Below are 20,253 nucleotides of genomic sequence, written 5' to 3' on the forward strand. Positions count from 1 at the left end.
GAAACTGCTGTTTTTCGAACAAAAATTTCACGCATCGTGTTATATCGTAACGAATTATGTACATTCAGGCGTTGAGTGGATGCAAGTGGATCTGGAAGCTGAAGGCGCTTCGGTGGAGGGCCTCCCGCGGTTTCAACAAGGGCTCTTCCATGCCCGTCGATTGCGCCAAGCCGGTATCAGCCTGACGGTGCTGGCCGTTGCCGGCTGGGTGCTGGCGCTGTTTGTCGCGCTGTTCGCGCCGCTGTCGATTTGGCCGGTGGTGTTGATCAATGGCGCGTCGGCGTTGCTGCTGCTGGTGGCCGGTTTGCAATCGGCGTGGTGGGTGGCGGATTGGCGTGCCCAGGCGTTGGAAGCGCCTGCGGTTGAAGAACCGGTTGAAGACATCGGCCGGTACGCGCGCCTTGCGGAGCGTTTTGGCAAGCAGATCGGCGCGCCGGTGCTGTGGCTTGGCGGTTGGTCGTTGCTCGCGCTGGTCAGCATTCTTGAGTTCTGGAACCTGGCCTTGCCCGCCGCTCCCGTCGGTCAATCAGCAAGCGTCGGTGCGGCGCTGGCGCTGGCCTTGGCGTTTGGCCTGCTGGTGTTCGAACGTCGTCTGGCCCAGGAAACCGCTGCGCAGTGGCCGGAAGCCTCGCAACTGGCACAGTTAAGCCGAGTGGCGATTATTTGCCTGGTGATCAGTGCGATTTGCCTGCTGTTCGCAGGGGCGAATTCCGTCTGGCCCCTTAGGTTGGCCGTGTTGATCGGCCTGCTGCCGGCGCTGGTCTCGCTGGAGTTTCTTTTAAGAGCGGTGCTGTCACTGTTTAGCCCGCGTCAGCCACGCCTCGAACCCCGCCTGATGGCGCAGAGTTTTATCGCTGGGCTGCTGCGTTGGCCGCCGCAACCCTTGCTCGCGTTGCAGCACGAGTTGCACAACCGCTTCGGTATCGATTTGCGCCAGATCTGGGCGTTTACCTACATGCGTCGGGCGTTTCTGCCGGTGCTGTTGGTGGTGCTGGCGGTAGGCTGGGCGCTGACCGGCGTGCATGAAGTTCCGCTGCAAGGGCGTGGGATTTATGAGCGTTTTGGCAAACCGGTGCAGGTCTTCGGCCCTGGCCTGCATGCAGGTTTGCCATGGCCGTTGGGCCGCGTAATAAGCGTGGAAAATGGTGTGGTGCATGAGCTGGCCACCAGCGTCAGTGACGCCGCCGCGCCGGAACTCGCCCCCGCCGAAGGCCCACCGCCGCTGATCGCCAACCGCTTGTGGGATGCCAGCCATGTAAATGACAAATCCCAAGTGATTGCCAGCAGCAGCGGCGACAAACAGAGCTTCCAGATCGTCAATATGGACGTGCGGTTTGTCTACCGCATCGGCCTCACCGACCAGGCCGCGCTTGCCGCCACCTATAACAGTGCGGATGTGCCGACCCTGATCCGCAGCACCGCCAGCCGCATTCTGGTGCATGACTTTGCCTCGCGCACCCTCGATGAACTGCTCGGTGAACAACGCACCAGCCTGGCCGACGAGATCGGCCGCGCGGTGCAGGCGGACCTGCAAAAGCTCGACAGCGGCGTGGAAATCCTCGCCACCGTGGTCGAGGCGATCCACCCGCCGGCCGGTGCCGCCAACGCCTATCACGGCGTGCAAGCCGCACAAATTGGCGCCCAAGCGTTGATCTCTCGCGAACGCGGCGCGGCCAGCGAACAAACCAACCAGGCCTTGCTCCAGGCCAGCACCGCGCGCGACCAAGCCCAGGCCACTGCGCGCGAAGTGAATGCGGGTGCCCAAGCGGCCGACCTGCGTTTTATCGCCGAACAAAAGGCCTACGCCACGGCTGGTCAGGCCTTCGTGCTGGAACAGTATCTGGGCCAACTCAGCCAAGGCCTGGCTCACGCCAAGCTGCTGATTCTGGATCATCGCTTGGGCGCCGATGGCGCGCCGACGATCGATCTGCGTTCTTTTACCTTGCCGGCCGATCCCTCGGTGCCGCGTAAAGCCGTTCAATAAGGAGTCTGTCTGTTGAGCGCTCATTCTCACGATCATCATCACGGCCATCACCACCACCCTCATCACGGTGACGAGCAAGCCGCCGGCCCATTCCCATGGCGGCGCATGGCCTGGGCGCTGTTGCTGGTGCTGTTTGCAGTCGCGGCCGCCAGCCTTGTGCAGGTGCGCTCCGGCGAGGCCACGGTGATTACCCGTTTCGGCAACCCATCGCGGGTGCTGCTGGAACCGGGCCTTGGCTGGCGCTGGCCGGCGCCGTTCGAAGCGGCGATCCCGGTGGACTTGCGCCTGCGCACCACCTCCAGCGGTTTGCAGGATGTGGGCACCCGTGATGGCCTGCGCATCATCGTGCAGGCCTATGTGGCGTGGCAGGTGCAGGGCGACGCGGAGAATGTGCAGCGCTTCATGCGCGCCGTGCAGAACCAGCCGGATGAAGCGGCGCGGCAGATCCGTACCTTTGTGGGGTCGGCACTGGAAACCACGGCGGCCAGTTTCGACTTGTCCAGCCTGATCAACACCGATGCCAGCCAGGTGCGCATCGCCGATTTCGAAGCGCAGTTGCGCCAGCAGATTGATCAACAATTACTCACCACTTACGGCGTGCGTGTGGCCCAAGTCGGGATTGAGCGGCTGACCTTGCCGTCGGTGACCCTCACCGCCACGGTCGACCGCATGCGCGCCGAGCGTGAAACCATCGCCACCGAACGCACCGCCGTGGGCAAGCGTGAGGCAGCGCAGATCCGTTCTGCCGCCGAGCGCGATGCGCGCATCCTCCAGGCCGACGCGACGGTGAAAGCCGCCGATATCGAAGCGCAATCGCGGGTCGAAGCAGCGCAGATCTATGGTCGCGCGTACACCGGTAATCCCCAGTTGTATAACCTGCTGCGCTCGCTGGATACCTTGGGCACCGTGGTCACGCCGGGGACCAAGATCATCCTGCGCACCGATGCGGCACCGTTCCGCGCCTTGGTGGACGGGCCGAAGGATGTTCAGCCATGACCGAGCGTGACAGCCCGGACAGCCCATGGATCCAGGCCGGGCGCCTGACCTTTCTGGCGCTGTACGCGGTGACCGTGTTGGCGGCGTTGGCCTGGGCGTTTTCCAATGTGCGCCAGATCGACCCGCAGAACCGCGCCGTGGTGCTGCACTTCGGCGCCCTTGACCGCATCCAGAATGCCGGGTTGTTGTTGGCGTGGCCGCCGCCGTTCGAGCAGGTGGTGCTATTGCCCGCAGCCGACCGAGTGATCGAGCGGCGTGTGGACAACTTGCTGCGTTCCGACGCGGCGACCCAGGCCGACCGCGTGGCCAGTTTTGCCACGCCGCTCAGTGATGCGCTGGCCGGCTCCGGCTACCTGCTGACCGGCGATGCCGGTGTGGTGCAGCTGGATGTGCGGGTGTTCTACAAAGTCACTGAACCTTACGCCTTTGTGTTGCAGGGCGACCATGTGCTGCCGGCCTTGGATCGACTGGTGACCCGCAGCGCCGTGGCCCTGACGGCAGCGCGTGACCTGGACACGATTTTGGTGGCGCGTCCTGAATTGATCGGCACCGACAACGGCGCCGCCGAACGCCGTGAGCGGTTGCGCGGCGATCTGGTGCAAGGCATCAATAAACGCCTCACGGAGTTGGCTTCCACAGGCTTGGGATTGGGCATCGCAGTGACCCGCGTCGATGTGCAATCGAGCCTGCCTGGCCCGGCAGTGAATGCCTTCAATGCCGTCCTCACCGCCAGTCAACAAGCCGATAAGGCCGTGGCCAACGCTCGCACCGAAGCTGAAAAACTCACCCAAAATGCAACTCAACAAGCTGATCGCCTGGTGCAAGTTGCCCACGCCCAGGCAAGCGAACGCCTGGCCAATGCCCAGGCGCAAACCGCAACCGTCGCCAGCCTGGCCCAGGTGAAAGACCCGGGCCTGTTGTTGCGCCTGTACCGTGAACGTCTGCCGAAGATTCTTGGCCAGGCCGGTTCCGTGACCACGGTCGATCCACAAGACGACTCCCGCTTGATCATCCAGGGAGCCGAACAATGAGCGCACCCATGCTGACCTCCGCCGAGCAGCGCAGTGCCGCCCGGCAATTGACCCTGGCCATGTTGGCCTTGGGCTTGCTGATACTGGGCCTGGTATGGCGCTGGCTGTCGCCGGACCAGACCGGTGTGAGCCAGTTGCTGTTGGGCGTGGCGTCCTTGCTGGTGGCCGTTCCCGTGATGCGTTCGGCCTGGTACAGCCTGCGCTTCCCCAGCCTGCATGGCATCACCGACCAACTGATCGCCCTGGCCATGCTCGGTGCTTGGGCTACGGGGGATTTGCTGACCGCCGCGCTGCTGCCGATCATCATGATTTTCGGCCACGTGCTGGAAGAACGCAGCGTGATCGGCTCACAGGAAGCGATCCATGCCCTCGGCAAACTCACCCGCAGCCATGCGCGGCGGGTGCAGGCTGACGGCAGCATTGTTGAAGTGGATAACGGCACGCTGAACACTGGCGATATCGTCGAAGTGCGCGCCGGTGATCGGGTGCCCGCCGATGGCGTGGTGCTGTCGGGCCAGGCGAGCCTGGACACGGCGCCGATTACCGGTGAGTCGGTACCGTTGGAAGCCAGCGCAGGGGTGCTGGTGTTTGGCGGCGCGATCAACCTCGACGGCTTGTTACGTATTGAGGTGACCCGCACCGGTAACGAATCCACCTTAGGCAAAGTCATCGCGCTGATGCAGAACGCCGAGCGTTCTAAGCCACCGATTACGCGGCTGCTTGAGCGCTATGCCGGCAGCTATATGGTGCTGGTGTTGTTGCTGGCGGCGGTGACCTGGTTTGTGACCAATGACGCCCAGGCGATGCTCGCCGTGCTGGTGGCGGCATGTCCCTGTGCGCTGGTGCTGTCGGCGCCGGCCACGGCGATTGCGGGAATTGCGGTGGCGGCGCGGCATGGGATTCTGATTCGCAGCTCGGCGTTTCTGGAGGAGTTGGCGGACCTGACTTCACTGGTGGTCGACAAGACCGGCACCCTGACCTTTGGCACCTTGCGTCTGCAATCCATCGAAACCACGGCGCCGGATCGGCAGGTGATGTTGAACCTGGCGGCCAGCCTGGGCTCGGCCAGCAGCCACCCGGTCAGCCGGGCGTTGGCGGGGTTGGCGACGCAGGAACAGATGCAAGTGTTGACGGACATTCGCGAACGCCAGGGGCTGGGCATCGTGGCGCAAACCCAGCAGGGCGAAGCGGCCTTGGGCCGGCCAGAGTTATTCGAGCAACTGGGCATTGTCACTACGGCGGTGCCGAACCACGATGGCCCGATCGCCGGGCTGGCGCTGAACGGGCACTTTCTCGCCTGGCTGCTGCTGGCCGACAGTGTCAAACCGGAAGCACGCCAAGCCCTGCAAGAGCTGCGCGAGCTCGGCCTCGGTCGGCAACTGCTGCTCACGGGCGATCGTCAAAGCGTGGCCGACAGCCTCGCGCTGGAGGTGGGCATCAGCGACGTCGAAGCCCAGGCCCTGCCGGAAGACAAGCTCAACCGCGTGCTAGGGGAAATCGGCAGCGGTTTTCGCCCGATGGTGGTGGGCGACGGTATCAATGATTCCCTGGCGCTCAAGGCCGGTGTGGTCGGCGTGGCCATGGGCGCGGGCGGCGCGGATATCGCCTTGGCGTCGGCGGACGTGGTGCTGATCGGCAGCGACCTGCGGCGTCTGGGTACTTGTGTGCGCTTGAGTCGCCAATGCCGGCAGACGTTGCAGGTCAATGTGATCATCGGCTTGGGCTGGACCTTGGCCATCGTCGTGTTTGCGGCTTTCGGTTGGCTGGGTGCGGCGGGCGCGATGATTGCGGCGGTGCTGCATAACCTCAGCACCTTGCTGGTACTGGGCAATGCCGGGCGACTGTTGCGATTTCAGGAGCCACTGTTGAAGCTTGAGGAATAATGTTCAGAAATAGTTGAGAGGTGTTGTAACGCCGATGGGGGACCTCGCTCTAGTGGTGTGTCGAGACTGAACAATCCGTTCAGACCGACACCCACACTGACCCTTGAGGACTACAAAATGAACATCAAAAATGCCGTTTCCGGTGCTGCCCTGGCTCTCGCTGCCGCCACTATGTTTGCCGGTGTCGCCACTCAGGCGCAGGCCGCCGACGCTACTGTTCATTGCTACGGCGTAACTTCCTGCAAAGGCATGAACGACTGCAAGACCGCTGAAAATGCCTGCAAAGGGCAGGGCTCCTGCAAGGGGCACGGTTTCAAGGCCATGACCAAGGCAGCCTGTGACGCCGCTGGCGGCAAAGTCGGCGAGTAATCGCAGCCGAGTGCTACCGCAGCGGTTTACCGTCCGCTGCGGACACTCTCCCAGGAGTGTCTTATGCCTACCCCCCTTGCGAGCCTCGGTTACGGCCTGGGTTTACGCAGTGAGTACTACCCGCAGATCCTTGAACAATCGCCGCCCGTGGATTGGTTTGAAGTGATCTCCGAGAATTATCTGGTCCAGGGCGGTAAAGCCTTGTACTACCTGGATGCGATAGCCGAGCGCTATCCCCTGGTGATGCACGGCGTGTCCTTGTCCATCGGCGGGCCCCATGCCCTCGATACCGATTACCTGAAGCAAATCAAACAGCTCGCCGAGCGCATCCAGCCGGCATGGATTTCCGATCACCTGTGCTGGAGCCGCGGCAGCGCCCACCAGTTGCATGACCTGCTGCCGCTGCCTTACACCGAAGAAAGCCTCTACCACGTAGCTGCCCGCGTGCGCCAAGTGCAGGACGTGTTGCAACGCCCTCTGGTGCTAGAAAATGTCTCCAGTTATGTGCGCTCCAAGGCCGACGAATTCACCGAGTGGGAATTCCTCAACGCGTTGGCTCACTTGTCGGGGTGCCAGTTGTTGCTGGACGTCAACAATGTGTATGTCAGCTCGCGCAATCACGGCTTCGACGCTTGGACGTTTATTCGCAACCTGCCACCTGGGAGTATCCGCCAGCTGCACCTGGCGGGGCATATGGACTACGGCGACTACGTGGTCGACACCCATGACCATCCTGTGTGTGACCCGGTGTGGGCGCTTTATCAACAAACGCTTGAACACCTGGGGCCTGTGTCGACGCTACTGGAGCGCGACGACCATTTCCCACCCTTTGAAGAGCTGCTCATCGAATTGAGCAAGGCCCGTGAGTTGGGCGCTAAGGCCCTGGCCAGGAGGCATTTATGCGCCTGACCGATTGGCAGTTGGCCTTCGAACAGCACCTGTTAGCCGACACACCGAACGCCAGCAGTGGCTTCGCCGCGACCTTGATGGGCGGGCCGACGCTGGATGTAGAGACGGGCCTGGCGATTTACCACAACGCCTATATCGCGCGGCTGCAGGAAGTGTTGCGGCATGATTTCCGCACTATCCATTATTGGTTGGGCGATGATGAATTCGCCTCGCTGACCAAGGCCTATGTGCGCCGTTATCCATCGGCCCATTACAGCCTGCGCTGGCTGGGTCAGCGTTTCCCGGCGTTTATCCTTGAGCATTTGGTGGCGGAGCAAAGTGCGCCGCTGGCGGAACTGGCGCGGTTGGAGTGGGCGTTTACCCTGGCCTTTGATGCACCGCAGGGCGAACGGCTGACGCTGAACGATATGGCGTTGTTGCCACCTGAAGAATGGCCGGTGCTGCAGATCACCCTGGCGCCATCGGTGCAGCAGGTGCTGTGTCATTTCAATAGCGTAGCGATCTGGCGCGCCAGCAAGGACGAGTCGGATTTCCCCGACAGCCAGCCGTTGAGCCCGCCACAGATCTGCCTGGTGTGGCGCCATCAGAATATTTGCCATTACCGTAGCTTGGAACCCGAAGAAGCCTGTGCCTTGGCGGGAATGGCGACCACTGACTGGAACTTCGCCGAACTGTGCGCAGCGTTGGCAGTCAGTTACGCAGAGGGTGCACCGTTGCAGGCCATCACGTGGCTTAAACAATGGGTTCAGGATGGCTTGCTCGAGCGCCGGGCCTTATAGGCGAGCGCTATCAAATCGATAGCCTCCTACTTTGTCTTCGGATGGTCTACCCTCAAGCCAGGCGTCTGAAACACGGGGGGACTACTCATGCTCGCGCAACTTCCACCGGCCTTACAGAATCTTCAGTTACCGCTGCGTCTGCGACTCTGGGATGGCCATGAATTCAACTTGGGCCCCGAGCCCAGCGTGACCATCGTGGTGAAGGACCCCGCGGTTGTCAGCCAATTGACCCATCCCACGCTCAACTCATTGGGCGAAGCCTTTATCGAAGGCAAGCTGGAGCTGGAAGGCTCTATTGGCGAAGTGATCCGGGTGTGTGATGAGCTGAGTCACGCGCTGGTGCACGACGATGAACCCCGTCCGGTGCGCTCGATTCACGATAAGGCCACTGACGCAGCCGCTATTTCCTACCATTACGACCTGTCCAACGCGTTCTACCAGCTGTGGCTGGACCAGGACATGGCGTACTCCTGCGGGTATTTCGAAACCGGCAGCGAATCCATCGACCAGGCTCAACAAGACAAATTTCGCCACTTGTGCCGCAAATTGCGCTTGCAGGCCGGCGAGTACTTGCTGGACGTCGGTTGTGGCTGGGGCGGCCTGGCGCGTTTTGCCGCGCGGGAGTTCGGGGTCAAGGTGTTCGGCATCACCTTGAGTAAAGAGCAGTTGGCACTGGCCCGCGAGCGGGTGAAAGCCGAGGGCCTGGACGATCAGGTGGACCTGCAACTGCTCGACTACCGCGACCTGCCGCAAGACGGTCGTTTCGACAAGGTGGTCAGCGTGGGCATGTTTGAACACGTCGGCCACGCCAATCTGGCGGAGTACTGCAAGACGTTGTACGGCGCCGTGCGTGAAGGCGGCCTGGTGATGAACCACGGCATTACCGCCAAGCACACCGACGGTCGCCCTGTGGGCCGCGGCGCGGGGGAGTTTATCGAGCGTTATGTGTTCCCCAACGGCGAACTGCCGCACCTGGCGATGATGACCGCCGAAATCAGTGAAGTCGGGCTGGAAGTGGTCGACGTCGAAAGCCTGCGCCTGCACTACGCCCGCACGCTGGACCATTGGAGCGAGCGCCTGGAAGACAACTTGGAGGCAGCGGCGAAAAGGGTGCCGGAGCAAGTGCTGCGCATTTGGCGGTTGTACCTGGCGGGTTGCGCGTATGCGTTTGCGCGAGGCTGGATCAACCTGCACCAGATTCTGGCGGTGAAACCCCATGCTGATGGCAGTCACGAACTGCCGTGGACGCGGGAAGATATCTATCGCTGATCTACCGGGACGTTAGCGATCCAAATGTGTTGGCCTTTAGAGGATGGGTGAGATCAGCCGCGCGACCCGCATGCCCAGTTGTTGAAGACTGCGTGTCTCGCGGCTTTCTTCCTGGCTGACCTCATGGGCCAGCGCGAAATCGTCCAGCAGCATGTGCTCGACTTGTTTAGCGAACGCTTCGTCGACCGTCAGCAGCATCACTTCGAAATTTAGCCGGAACGAGCGGTTGTCCATGTTGGCGCTGCCGATGGCGCTGATTTCGCTGTCCACCAGCACCACCTTCTGATGCAGAAAACCTGGCGTGTAGCGGAATACGCGCACCCCGGCGCGCACGGCTTCGAACGCATAAAGGCTGGACGCGGCGTAAACGATGCGGTGATCGGGCCGTGACGGCAGCAACAGGCGCACATCTACACCACGCAGAACCGCCAAGCGCAAGGCGGCGAATACCGCCTCATCGGGCACAAAGTACGGGCTGGTGATCCACACGCGTTGGGTGGCTGCATGAATGGCTTCTACGAAAAACAGTGAGCAGGTTTCGTAAGGGTCGGCGGGGCCGCTGGCGAGCAATTGGCAGAGCACGCCATCCTCGGGGTAGGCGTCCGGCAGAATCAATGGCGGAAGTTCTCGCGCGGCCCAGAACCAGTCTTCGGCAAACGACTCCTGCAAGCACGCCACCACCGGGCCGGTGACCTGCACATGCGTATCGCGCCACGGCGCCAGCGGCGGTTTTTTGCCCAGGTACTCATCGCCGACGTTATGCCCGCCGATAAACCCGGTGATGCCGTCCACCACCACGATCTTGCGATGGTTACGGAAGTTGACCTGGAAGCGGTTGAGCCAGCCGCTGCGCGTGGCGAATGCTTTGATATGCACGCCGGCTTCACGCAGTGAATGCACATAGCGATGAGGCAGGGCGTGGCTGCCGATACGGTCGTACAGCACGTAAATGGCTACGCCTTGAGCGGCTTTTTCCTTCAACAAGATGTGCAATTGGCGGCCCAGTTCGTCGTCATGAATAATGAAAAACTGGAACAGCACGGCGGTTTTCGCGCTTCGGATGGCTTCAAAAATCGCGCTGAAGGTCGCGTCGCCGTTCACCAGCAGACGTACCTCATTGTTGGCCAGGCACGGCATGCGGCCCAGCTTGGGCATGGCGCGCAGCGAGGCGTAGGCGCTGGAGTGACGCGCAGCGAGGGCCTCCTCGACCCACGGGCGCCAGTTCAGTGCGGTGATTGCCTTGTGCATTTCCTGGTTGGCCTGGCGACGCGCCTGGATGTAAGCATCGAACGTGCTGCGACCAAAGATCAGGTAGGGGATCAGCGTGAGGTAAGGCATGAACATCAGCGACAAGGCCCAGGCGATCGAGCCTTGGGCGGTCCTGACGGTCAGCACCGCATGAATCGCGGCGAGGGTCCCGAGAAAGTGCAGCGTGGCAATGAAGTAGGCAAGCAGGTGCGGGCCAAAGAAATCCATGGACGACGGTACTCCAGGCAATCCAGTGCCTAACAGACCATGTCTGGTCACGAATGTCGCTATTTTATTTGCCGTGCAACACTGACGCTTTTACGGCGTCTAACGCCCACAATTGCCCAGGAGTTACCCGATGAATGCTCGTCTGCTAGGTTTGGCCATGGTTGTTGGTTTGTCGCTGCCCGTGGCAGCGCAGGCGCAGATGCTGGCGCCGGGCTTGTGGGAATTGACCACCAGCAATATGAAAGTCGATAACCAGGACCTGCCGGACTTGTCGCTGATCCTCGGTCAACTCAAGCAACAGATGACCCCCGAACAGCGTGCCATGCTCGAAAAACAAGGCATCAACATGGCAGGCAAAGGTGTGCAGGTGTGCCTTACACCGGCACAGGTCGCCTCCGATTCCATCCCCCTGACCGACCCGCAATCGGGCTGCAAACAGGAAGTGACCGACAAGACCGGCAACCAGTGGAAATTCCGCTTCAGTTGCCCGAAAGCCCAGGGCACTGGCGTGGCGACGTTCCAGAGCCAGAAGGAATTCACCACCACCGTCAACGGCACCTTCAATGCCACTGGCATCCAGCAGAAGGGCAGCCTGGACAGCCATGCCCAGTGGTTGGGTAACGATTGCGGTACAGTCAAGCCTCGCGCTTAACGCAGAAAATGCAGGGGTAAACCCTGACAGCTATCGACCACTTGGCCGTTGTGCCAGGCCAGGTGGCCGGATACCAGGGTGGTGCTGACGCTGTGGCGAAAGCTGCGTTCGGCGAAGGGCGTCCAACCGCAGCGGGCCAGGATCGGCTGGCTGCTGACGGGCTTTCCCTCGGGCTCGGGTTTGATCAGTACCAGGTCGGCCCAATAGCCTTCGCGTAAATAACCCCGGTCCGGGATGGCAAACAGGTCGGCGACGCGGTGGCTGGTCTTCGCTACCAGGGTGGTGATGGGCAGCAGCCCGTCCGCCACCAACTCCAGTAATGCCGGCAACGCGTGCTGCACCAACGGCAGCCCTGACGGCGCTTCGCGATACCCCATCTGTTTTTGCGCCCAGGTATGCGGCGCGTGGTCGCTACCGATCACATCCAGCCGGTTGCTCAACAAGGCCAAGCGCAAGGCATCGCGGTCGGCGCGGGTCTTGATCGCCGGGTTGCATTTGATCTGGTGGCCAAGGCGGTGATAGTCGCGGTCATCGAACAGCAGGTGATGCAGGCAGACTTCGGCGGTGATGCGTTTTTCGGCCAGAGGCTTGTCTTCGAATAGCGCCAACTCGCGGGCGCTGGTCAGATGCAATACGTGCAGGCGGGTCCCATAACGCTTGGCCAGTTCCACCGCAAAAGATGAGGAACGATAGCACGCCTCGGCATCGCGGATCAGCGGGTGCGCCACGGCTGGGATGTGCTCGCCGAAGCGTTCGTGCAGGCGCAGTTCGTTGGCCTGGATGCTCGGCGTGTGCTCGCAATGGGCCAACAGAATGGTCGGCACTTCGGCGAACAGGCGTTCCAGGATGCGTGGATCGTCCACCAACATGTTGCCGGTCGAGGCGCCCATGAACACTTTGACCCCGGCCACCTCCCGCGGGTCGAGCGCGGCGACGGTGTCGAGGTTGTCGTTGCTCACGCCGAAGTGAAAGCCATAGTTGGCCACCGAGTGCAGTGCGGCGCGGCGTTTTTTATCGGCCAGGGCTTCCAGGTTCAGGGTGGCCGGATGGGTGTTGGGCATGTCCATGAAGCTGGTGATGCCACCGGCCACCGCGGCGCGGGATTCACTGTAGAAACTGCCTTTGTCCGGTGCCCCGGGGTCGCGAAAGTGCACTTGGTCATCAATCATGCCGGGCAGCAGCCATTGGCCTTGTGCGTCGATGGCCACGGTCGCGTTGCAGCCTTCGATGCTGCTGGCGATCTTCTCGATGCGACCATTGGCAACCCATACATCGGCGTCGAATGCCTGGCCTTCATTCACCAGGCGGGCGTTGCGGATCAGCAGGCGGCTCATGGTTCAGAACTCGTTTTGCAGGGCTTTGTAGCCGCGCACCAGATCGACATTGGTGCGTGCCACGTCTTCGGAGAACTCCGAGGCACTGACGCTCACCGGCGGGAATTGCGACAGGTCGGTATTGGGTCCGATGCGGGTGGTGGAGGGCACGTAGAACGCGGCGGGCAAGTCGCGCCCGTCGACCACCGAGTTGTGGCGCACCACGCAGCCGTCGCCCAAGGCGCAGTTGAACAGCACGCTGTTGAAACCGATGAACACGCGGTCGCCAACGCTGCACGGGCCGTGGACGATGGAGCGGTGGGCGATGGAAGTAAATTCTCCGATCGTCACCGCCGCGCCGGACTTGGAATGGATGACCACGCCGTCCTGGATGTTGGAGTTGGCACCGATGGTGATCGGGTCCATGGCGCCGCTGGCGTCGACTTCGTCGGCACGGATCACGGCGTAGGGGCCGACGAAGACGTTCTCGCCAATGATGACTTTGCCGCAGATGATCGCAGTTTTGTCGACGTAGGCGGATTCGGCAATCACGGGCAGATCGCCCGACGGGTTCTTGCGGATCATGGCTTGCCCAACGCGGCGCACAGGGTGTTGAGGTTGTGTTCGAACAGTCCTGTGAAGGTGCTGGCCGGGCCTTCCGCGGCGAGGGCGTCGGAGTACAACGTGCCGCCGATCTGCGCGCCGCTTTCATCAGCGATCTGCTTGAGCAGGCGCGAATCCTTGATGTTTTCCATGAACACGGCTTTGACTTTGTCTTGGCGGATCTGAGTGATCAGCGCAGCCACTTCGGCAGCTGACGGCTCACGTTCGGTGGACAGGCCTTGGGGGGCGAGGAACTCGATACCGTAAGCCTGGCCCAGGTAACCGAAGGCGTCGTGGGAGGTGACGATGCGGCGGTTGCCGGGTGGCAGCGCGCCGAACTTGGTCTTGGCCTCGGCGAGCAGGCGGTGGATTTCTTTCAGGTAGGTTTGGCTGTTGCGCTGATAGTCGGCCTTGTTGACGGGGTCGGCAGCGATCAGCGCCTTGGTGATGTTGTTCACGTAGATTTCGGCATTGGCCAGGTTATGCCAGGCGTGTGGGTCGGGAATGGTTTCGCCGTCTTCATCCATGGTGTGAGAGATCACGCCTTTGCTGGCAGTGACCACGGTGGCTTTGGTTTCGGTGCTGGTTACCAGGCGGTCCAGCCAAGGCTCGAAGCCGAGGCCGTTCTTGATGATGACTCTGGCCTTGAGCAGCGCTTTGGCATCGTCCGGCGTTGGCTCGTAGGTATGGGCGTCGGCGTCGGGGCCGACCATATTGCTGATCTGGATGTGATCGCCACCGATCTGGTGAGTGATGTCATCGAGGATGCTGAAGCTGGTGACCACCTGAAGCTTGTCTGCGGCCTGAGCCGTCGATAAGGACAAGACGAGACTGAACAGCACGAGTAGAGCGCGCATCGGGAAACACCTCATTGGGATGACAGCAAGGGCGGGCGGCGCAGCAAGCCGTGCACCGGACCGAAGACAACGGACAGCAGATACCCGGCACCCGCCACCAGCACAATGGCCGGGCCGCTGGGTAACGAGTAGTAGAACGACAGCAACAAACCCAGCCACACCGACACGGATCCCAGCACTGCCGATACTGCGATCAACACGGGCAGGCGCCGGCTCCAGAAACGTGAAGCGATGGCCGGCAACATCATCAGGCCCACCACCATCAAGGCGCCGATGGCCTGGAAGCCGATCACGAGGTTCAGCACCACCAGGGTCAGGAACAGCCCGTGAGCCAGTGGGCCGAGGCGACTGACGGTTTGCAGGAACAGTGGGTCGAGGGTGTCCAGCAGCAGCGGCTTATAGATCACAGCCATGGCGATCAGGCTGAAACCCGTGACCCAGAGCATGCCAGTGAGGGTGGTTTGGTCCACGGCCAAGGCGGAGCCGAACAGCAGGTGCAGCAGGTCCAGGCGCTTGCCGGCGATGCCGAGGATCAGCACGCCGGTGGCGAGCGAGATGGGGTAGATGGCAGCGAGGCTGGCGTCTTCGCGCAGGCCTGTGCGACGTGTGATCCAGGCGGACAGGCCAGCCATGCTAAGGCCTGCACCGAGGCCACCGATGGTCAAGGCGGGCAGGCTGAGCCCGGCAAACCAGAAACCCAGCGCGGCGCCGGGCAGAATGCCGTGGGCGACGGCGTCACCGATCAGGCTCATGCGCCGCAGGATCAAAAACACGCCCAACGGTGCGGTGCTGCAGGCGAGTACCAGGCCGCCAATCAAGGCGCGACGCATGAAGACGAAGTCGACGAAGGGCATCCACAGGTGGGCGGCGAAATGCATCAGGCCACCTGCATCTGAGGTTGCGGGCGGATCAGCTCTTTGCTCGGGCCAAACACGCAGCCGGTGCTTTTGATTTGCACCACTTGCTGGGTGTGCTGGCGCACGGACGCAAGGTCATGGCACACGACGATCAGCGTGCGGCCTTGCGCTTGCCAGGCGTGGATGTGTTTCCAGCACAGCGCCTGGCCTTCTTCGTCGAGGGCGGCATGAGGCTCGTCGAGCAACAACACGGGCGATTCGGCCAGGCTCATACGGGCGAGCAGGGCGCGCTGCAATTCGCCCCCGGACAAGGCCATCAGCGGGCGGTGCTCCAGGCCGCTGAGGCACCAGTCTTGCAATACCGCCTCAAGGCGCTGGCTACGTTGTGGCGGGGAGAGTTGAGTGCCCCAGAAACCGGCGGCGACCAATTCTTGAAGGCTGATGGGGAATTGGCGGTCGAGTTGTTGCTGCTGGGGCAGGAACGACAGGCCGCCACGGCGTGGAACGTCCACGCTGACTTTGCCCGCCAGAGGTTTTTGCAGGCCGGCGATGACCTTGAGCAAGCTGCTTTTACCGGTGCCGTTGGCCCCGATGATGCCGGTCAGGCTGCCTTTTTCCAGGGTGAGGTTTATGGCGGGTGTCAGCGGTTGGCCTGGGGCGCCCCAGCGCAAAGCGGTGCAGGTGATCATGCAGGGTTTCTCGTCCAGCGGCTTTCAGCCACGGCATCGTGCGCGTGCAGGCTTTCGGCGTGGATCACTTTCAGGTGGAAGGCTTTGACGGCATCCGAGCGTTTCAAGGCGAGGTTCACGCGGCGGGCGGCGTCTTCGCAGAACATCAGGTTCTGCCCATTGGCCAGGGCGAAGGCTTGTTCGTCCGCACGTTTTACAGCGGTTTGTACGGCGGTGCCGAGGGCGGCTTCGACCTTATCGATTAACTCTGCAATAGGTAATTGCTCGCCTTGCAGTTGGACATGCAATTGCGCATTGCTGCGCTGGCTGTGGGGCGTGGCGACGATGCCGCTGGCGCTGCCGAGCCAGCTCAACACGTCGTCGTGCCGCAACGGGGTGTTGCCGAAGTCTTCGACAAATTGCTGCTGAATCAATTGCCTGGCGAGGGCAGCAGAGCAGGGGCAGGTTGAGGAATAAATAACGTCAATTTTTAGTTCCACGTGGAACATCTGGTTTTCAAGACGCGCTTCGATACTGATCGGGTAGCGCTTCCATCCGGCCAAGGGGCTGACCAAGGCGGCGCGTTTCAGCAGCAAATCCGTGTGGATACGCAGGTAGGCGTTCTTAGATAAACCTTCATGACTGTCGAGAAACCGCTGCAGTACATTACGCAGATGTGCGGGCGTAAGGGACTGCTGGTCGAGCATTTCCAGCGCCAGGTACAGGCGTGACATATGAATGCCACGGGCGCTGCCATCGTCCAGGCTCACGCCAGCGTCGGCGGTGGCCGTCAGGTGCTGGCCGTTGATCAGGATCGGCAACGCGATGCCGCACATGCCCACCCAATCGAGTGGCAAGGCTTGGCGTGAAGCCTGCGCGGCGATATCCGGCAGAGTCAGCGCATTCATGAGCAGGTCCATCGTTGGAAATAAAAAGACATGTTATATTATAACTATTGAGTCGACGATGATTTTTCTGCTCCAGCCTTTTTTCAGTCATGTCGAGTAGGGACGCTCCTTTATTTGCGGTATTCGTATGCACAGACGTCAGCTCTTGAACCTGCTCTTGGCCAGCCCTCTTTTCACTCTGCCGTTTACGGCCCACGCCACGCAGATACGCAACGCCCGCTTGTGGCGCTCGGACGACAAGCTTCGGCTGGTGTTCGACCTCAGCGGCCCGGTGCAATACAAGACGTTTACCCTGAGCGCACCGGAGCGTTTGATCATCGACCTGAGCGGCGCCGGGCTCAGTGGTGATTTCACTCAGTTGGCGTTGAAGGACAGCGGGATCACCTCAATCCGCTCCGGGCATTTCGGCAAAAGCGATACGCGCATCGTGCTGGACCTGGCGTCGCCGATGCAGCTCAACAGCTTTCTATTGCCACCTCAGGACGGCCAGGGCCATCGCCTGGTACTGGACCTGACCAGCGCCACCCAGGCGCCTCGACAAATCGCCGCCGAACCTGCGCCGTTAGTGGATAAGGCGCACCCCAAGCGCGACATCATCGTGGTGGTCGACCCCGGCCACGGTGGCAAGGACCCAGGCGCCGTCGGCGCCAAAGGCCAGCGCGAGAAAGACGTAGTGCTGTCCATTGCCCAGTTGTTGGCCAAGCGTTTGAAGCGTGAAAAGGGCTTTGACGTGAAGTTGGTGCGCAACGACGACTTCTTCGTACCGCTGCGCAAGCGCGTGGAAATCGCCCACAAGCACAATGCCGATATGTTCATCTCAGTGCATGCCGATGCGGCGCCGCGGATCACCGCGTCAGGCGCATCGGTGTATGCCCTATCCGAAGGTGGCGCCACTTCAGCCACGGCGCGATTCATGGCGCAACGAGAAAACGGCGCCGATTTGCTCGGGGCCACCCGCCTGCTGAACCTGAAGGACAAGGACCCCATGCTGGCTGGGGTGATTCTGGACATGTCGATGAATGCCACGATCGCCTCCAGCTTGCAGCTGGGCAGTTCGATTTTGGGCAGCTTGGAAGGCATCACCAGCCTGCATCAGAAGCGCGTGGAACAGGCTGGGTTTGCGGTGCTCAAGTCACCGGACGTGCCGTCGATCCTGGTGGAAACCGGGTTTATCTCCAATGCACGGGACAGTGCGCGCCTGGTTACCGTGCGCCACCAACAGGCGGTTGCGGAGGGTCTGTTTGAAGGCCTGAAAAAGTATTTCCAGAAGAACCCACCGATGAACAGCTACATGGCGTGGGTGCAGGAGCAGAAGAACGGTCAGGTCTAACAGCCGGTCATGCGGCTGCAGGTGAATTTGGCGCTGGCGCCGCCCGAACTGGAAAACCGGTTGAGGGTGGTCCAGCCCACGCGCCGCGTGTAGCCGACCCATGCCTCACCGTCCGATGCCAGCCCGGTAAAGAACGTCAGTTGCCCGTAACGGCTGTTGGTCTGAGCCCAATAGCGTTTGCCGATCACCTCGTACCCGCGCAAGTACGTGGTGCTGCCGACTGTCGCTACGCTGTAGGCGTTACCCAAAGGGTCGACGCAGGCCAGCAGGTTGGCGCTGCGCGTGCAGTTGGCCAGCAGACTCGGCGCTTGGGCGCAGGCAGTTCCTGCCGCCACCAATAACAGGGCGCACACCCAGTATTTCATCGGGATTCTCAAGGTTGGGGAAGTGTTCAAGCATTGCGCCCTTCGTCGTGGCAAGCAAGACGGCATTGGCTTATTTGCGTTGTTATACTATAACATAAAGGCACAGCCTGGCTTTACCGGGCGGCCTGATGAGAATGTCCTGATGCCCAATCGTCTCCCCGTTACTGTGTTGTCCGGCTTTCTCGGCGCCGGTAAAAGCACGCTGCTCAACTACGTCCTGCGCAACCGTGAGAACCTGCGGGTGGCGGTGATCGTCAACGACATGAGCGAAATCAACATCGACGGCAGCGAAGTCCAGCGCGACGTCACGCTCAACCGCGCCGAAGAAAAGTTGGTGGAAATGAGCAACGGCTGCATCTGCTGCACCTTGCGGGAAGACTTGCTGGAAGAAGTCGGAAAGCTCGCCAAGGAAGGTCGGTTCGATTACCTGCTAATCGAATCCACCGGAATCTCCGAACCCTTGCCCGTGGCCGAAACCTTCACTTTTCGTGATGAAAACGAACAAAGCCTGGCCGACATCGCGCGCCTGGACACCCTGGTTACCGTGGTCGACGGGATGAACTTCCTGCTCGACTATCAGGCTGCTGAAAGCCTGGCCTCACGCGGCGAAACCCTCGGTGAAGAAGACGAACGCTCCATCACCGACCTGCTGATCGAGCAGATCGAATTCGCCGACGTGATCCTCATCAGCAAGATCGACCTGATCAGCAGCCGCGAACGCGAAGAGTTGATAGCGATCCTCGAGCGTCTTAATGCCCAGGCGGAAATCATCCCGATGGTCATGGGCGAAGTGCCGTTGCACAAGATCCTCAACACTGGGCGTTTCGACTTTGAACGCGCCGCCCAAGCCCCCGGCTGGTTGCAGGAACTGCGCGGTGACCACGTGCCGGAAACCGAAGAGTACGGCATCGCGTCCACCGCTTACCGTGCCCGCCGCCCCTTTCATCCGCAGCGTTTTTTCGACTTTATCGACCGGCCCTGGGTTAACGGCAAACTGCTGCGCTCCAAGGGCTTTTTCTGGCTGGCCAGCAAGCATCAGGATGCGGGCAGTTGGTCCCAGGCCGGCGGCTTGATGCGCCATGGTTTTGCCGGCCGCTGGTGGCGCTTTGTGCCGAAAAGCCAGTGGCCGCAGGACGAAGAAAGCGTCGCGGCGATCATGGGTAACTGGCAACCGAGCACCGGCGATTGTCGCCAGGAATTGGTGTTTATCGGGCAAAACATTGATTTCGCCCTGATGCGCGCCGAGTTGGACGCCTGCCTGCTCAACGATGAAGAAATGGCCGTGGGCGTCGAAGGTTGGCGCCTGCTGGCCGATCCCTTTGGCCCCTGGTATGAGGAGGCTGCCGCCTGATGCTGGCCCCGGTGATTCCCCTGCGCCCCGTGATTCGCCAGGCCTTTGGTGAAACGCCGCTGGCACTCTCTGACATTCTCGAAGACGGCGTGAACCTGGCGTTGTGGCAGCGCCAGTTGCCGCTGCACATCGCTGAGTTCGGCGCCTTGCTGGTGGCGCTCAATGAGCCGTTGGCCGATTCCATGGTCATTGAGCTCAACAACGAAGACGCCGTGCCCAACGTGCAGGGCTTGGCGTCCAGTTGCCGCGATCTTGAAGGCTATGAAGGCTTTGTCGCCGATGTATCGTGGCTGGTCAGCGCGTTTGCCTGCTTGCTGGGTGCCAAGCGCATTGGTGTGCGGCTGCGACTGTTGGACAAGGCCATGTGCCCGCGTTTTCACGTCGATCATGTGCCGGTGCGGTTGATCACCACCTATGCCGGCATCGGCAGCCAGTGGTTGCGCGAAGGCGTGATGGACCGTCGCAAGCTGAGCCAACCGGACGCGGAGCCCAGCGAGCGTATCGAACAGATCCACTGCGGCGAAGTCGCCCTGCTCAAGGGCACCAAATGGCATGGCAACGAAGGCCACGGTTTGATTCACCGCTCGCCAGCCCTCAAAGCCGATGAACGCCGCTTGATCCTGACACTGGATTGGCTCGCATAACCGCGTAGG

The 20,253-nt window shown here is 61.5% G+C and carries 20 protein-coding genes; 12 read left to right on the forward strand and 8 right to left on the reverse strand.

The annotated features are described in order from the left end of the window. The first annotated feature begins 79 nt into the window (after window positions 1–79). From hflK (AACY08_RS17465) to cfaB, 8 genes are all read left to right on the forward strand, one after another. A complete protein-coding gene (hflK, locus tag AACY08_RS17465; protein WP_339470573.1) occupies window positions 80–1,984 on the forward strand; it encodes a protease modulator HflK in 1,905 nt (634 codons plus the stop codon). Window positions 1,985–1,996: 12 nt separating this feature from the next. Then, a complete protein-coding gene (gene hflC / locus AACY08_RS17470) occupies window positions 1,997–2,980 on the forward strand; it encodes a protease modulator HflC (protein WP_339470574.1) in 984 nt (327 codons plus the stop codon). After that, entirely contained in the window at window positions 2,977–4,011 is a 1,035-nt protein-coding gene (gene hflK / locus AACY08_RS17475; RefSeq protein WP_339470575.1) for a protease modulator HflK, read from the forward strand. Before hflC ends, hflK (AACY08_RS17475) begins: the two co-directional genes overlap by 4 nt. Continuing rightward, complete coding sequence (locus AACY08_RS17480) at window positions 4,008–5,894, forward strand: cation-translocating P-type ATPase (protein WP_339470577.1); 1,887 nt, start codon at window positions 4,008–4,010, stop codon at window positions 5,892–5,894. The genes hflK (AACY08_RS17475) and AACY08_RS17480 overlap by 4 nt, the downstream gene beginning before the upstream one ends. 117 nt (window positions 5,895–6,011) lie before the next feature. Then, window positions 6,012–6,263, forward strand: coding sequence for a BufA2 family periplasmic bufferin-type metallophore (bufA2, locus tag AACY08_RS17485; protein ID WP_339470579.1), 252 nt, complete (start codon window positions 6,012–6,014; stop codon window positions 6,261–6,263). 63 nt (window positions 6,264–6,326) lie between these two features. Beyond that, entirely contained in the window at window positions 6,327–7,172 is an 846-nt protein-coding gene (gene bufB / locus AACY08_RS17490) for an MNIO family bufferin maturase (protein WP_339418592.1), read from the forward strand. Next, window positions 7,163–7,951: a DNA-binding domain-containing protein gene (locus AACY08_RS17495; RefSeq protein WP_339470580.1), complete on the forward strand. Its 789-nt coding sequence runs from the start codon at window positions 7,163–7,165 to the stop codon at window positions 7,949–7,951. Before bufB ends, AACY08_RS17495 begins: the two co-directional genes overlap by 10 nt. 87 nt (window positions 7,952–8,038) lie before the next feature. After that, window positions 8,039–9,220, forward strand: coding sequence for a C17 cyclopropane fatty acid synthase CfaB (gene cfaB, locus AACY08_RS17500; protein ID WP_339470582.1), 1,182 nt, complete (start codon window positions 8,039–8,041; stop codon window positions 9,218–9,220). Window positions 9,221–9,256: 36 nt separating this feature from the next. Here the strand turns inward: cfaB and cls are convergent, their stop codons facing one another. After that, window positions 9,257–10,696 (reverse strand): cardiolipin synthase, encoded by a 1,440-nt coding sequence (gene cls / locus AACY08_RS17505; protein WP_339470584.1) that lies wholly within the window; start codon window positions 10,694–10,696, stop codon window positions 9,257–9,259. Window positions 10,697–10,826: 130 nt separating this feature from the next. Between cls and AACY08_RS17510 the strand changes: the two genes are divergently transcribed. Continuing rightward, entirely contained in the window at window positions 10,827–11,348 is a 522-nt protein-coding gene (locus AACY08_RS17510; RefSeq protein ID WP_339418598.1) for a DUF3617 domain-containing protein, read from the forward strand. On the opposite strand, the gene AACY08_RS17515 is transcribed toward AACY08_RS17510, so the two are convergent. The 6 genes from AACY08_RS17515 to folE2 are packed head-to-tail and all read right to left on the reverse strand — an operon-like array spanning window position 11,345 to window position 16,554. Continuing rightward, complete coding sequence (locus AACY08_RS17515) at window positions 11,345–12,682, reverse strand: dihydroorotase (protein WP_339418600.1); 1,338 nt, start codon at window positions 12,680–12,682, stop codon at window positions 11,345–11,347. The genes AACY08_RS17510 and AACY08_RS17515 overlap by 4 nt on opposite strands. Before the next feature lie 3 nt (window positions 12,683–12,685). Further along, window positions 12,686–13,246, reverse strand: a complete 561-nt coding sequence (locus tag AACY08_RS17520) for a gamma carbonic anhydrase family protein (RefSeq protein ID WP_339470586.1) — start codon at window positions 13,244–13,246, stop codon at window positions 12,686–12,688. Beyond that, entirely contained in the window at window positions 13,243–14,121 is an 879-nt protein-coding gene (locus AACY08_RS17525) for a metal ABC transporter substrate-binding protein (protein WP_339470587.1), read from the reverse strand. Before AACY08_RS17525 ends, AACY08_RS17520 begins: the two co-directional genes overlap by 4 nt. Before the next feature lie 11 nt (window positions 14,122–14,132). Continuing rightward, the gene (locus AACY08_RS17530) at window positions 14,133–14,999 is read right to left on the reverse strand and encodes a metal ABC transporter permease (protein WP_339470588.1); all 867 of its coding nucleotides are present in this window, start codon (window positions 14,997–14,999) and stop codon (window positions 14,133–14,135) included. Next, window positions 14,999–15,667: a metal ABC transporter ATP-binding protein gene (locus AACY08_RS17535; RefSeq protein ID WP_339418606.1), complete on the reverse strand. Its 669-nt coding sequence runs from the start codon at window positions 15,665–15,667 to the stop codon at window positions 14,999–15,001. The genes AACY08_RS17530 and AACY08_RS17535 overlap by 1 nt, the downstream gene beginning before the upstream one ends. Then, on the reverse strand, window positions 15,664–16,554 hold the full coding sequence (gene folE2, locus AACY08_RS17540; RefSeq protein ID WP_339470590.1) for a GTP cyclohydrolase FolE2: 891 nt from the start codon (window positions 16,552–16,554) through the stop codon (window positions 15,664–15,666). The genes AACY08_RS17535 and folE2 overlap by 4 nt, the downstream gene beginning before the upstream one ends. 127 nt (window positions 16,555–16,681) lie before the next feature. On the opposite strand from folE2, the gene AACY08_RS17545 reads away from it, so the two are divergent. After that, on the forward strand, window positions 16,682–17,884 hold the full coding sequence (locus AACY08_RS17545) for an N-acetylmuramoyl-L-alanine amidase (protein WP_339470592.1): 1,203 nt from the start codon (window positions 16,682–16,684) through the stop codon (window positions 17,882–17,884). On the opposite strand, the gene AACY08_RS17550 is transcribed toward AACY08_RS17545, so the two are convergent. Further along, window positions 17,881–18,249 carry a glutamine synthetase gene (locus tag AACY08_RS17550; RefSeq protein WP_339418687.1) on the reverse strand — a complete coding sequence of 123 codons (369 nt, stop codon included), beginning with the start codon at window positions 18,247–18,249 and terminating at the stop codon, window positions 17,881–17,883. The two genes, AACY08_RS17545 and AACY08_RS17550, sit on opposite strands and share 4 nt — an antisense overlap. A gap of 142 nt (window positions 18,250–18,391) precedes the next feature. Here AACY08_RS17550 and zigA point away from each other — a divergent pair, with 142 nt between their 5' ends. Continuing rightward, window positions 18,392–19,600, forward strand: coding sequence for a zinc metallochaperone GTPase ZigA (gene zigA, locus AACY08_RS17555; protein WP_339418612.1), 1,209 nt, complete (start codon window positions 18,392–18,394; stop codon window positions 19,598–19,600). Beyond that, window positions 19,600–20,244, forward strand: coding sequence for a DUF1826 domain-containing protein (locus AACY08_RS17560; RefSeq protein WP_339418614.1), 645 nt, complete (start codon window positions 19,600–19,602; stop codon window positions 20,242–20,244). The genes zigA and AACY08_RS17560 overlap by 1 nt, the downstream gene beginning before the upstream one ends. Window positions 20,245–20,253 lie beyond the last annotated feature (9 nt).

This window comes from Pseudomonas sp. EL_65y_Pfl1_R83, assembly GCF_963970695.1.
Taxonomy (GTDB): domain Bacteria; phylum Pseudomonadota; class Gammaproteobacteria; order Pseudomonadales; family Pseudomonadaceae; genus Aquipseudomonas; species Aquipseudomonas tritici.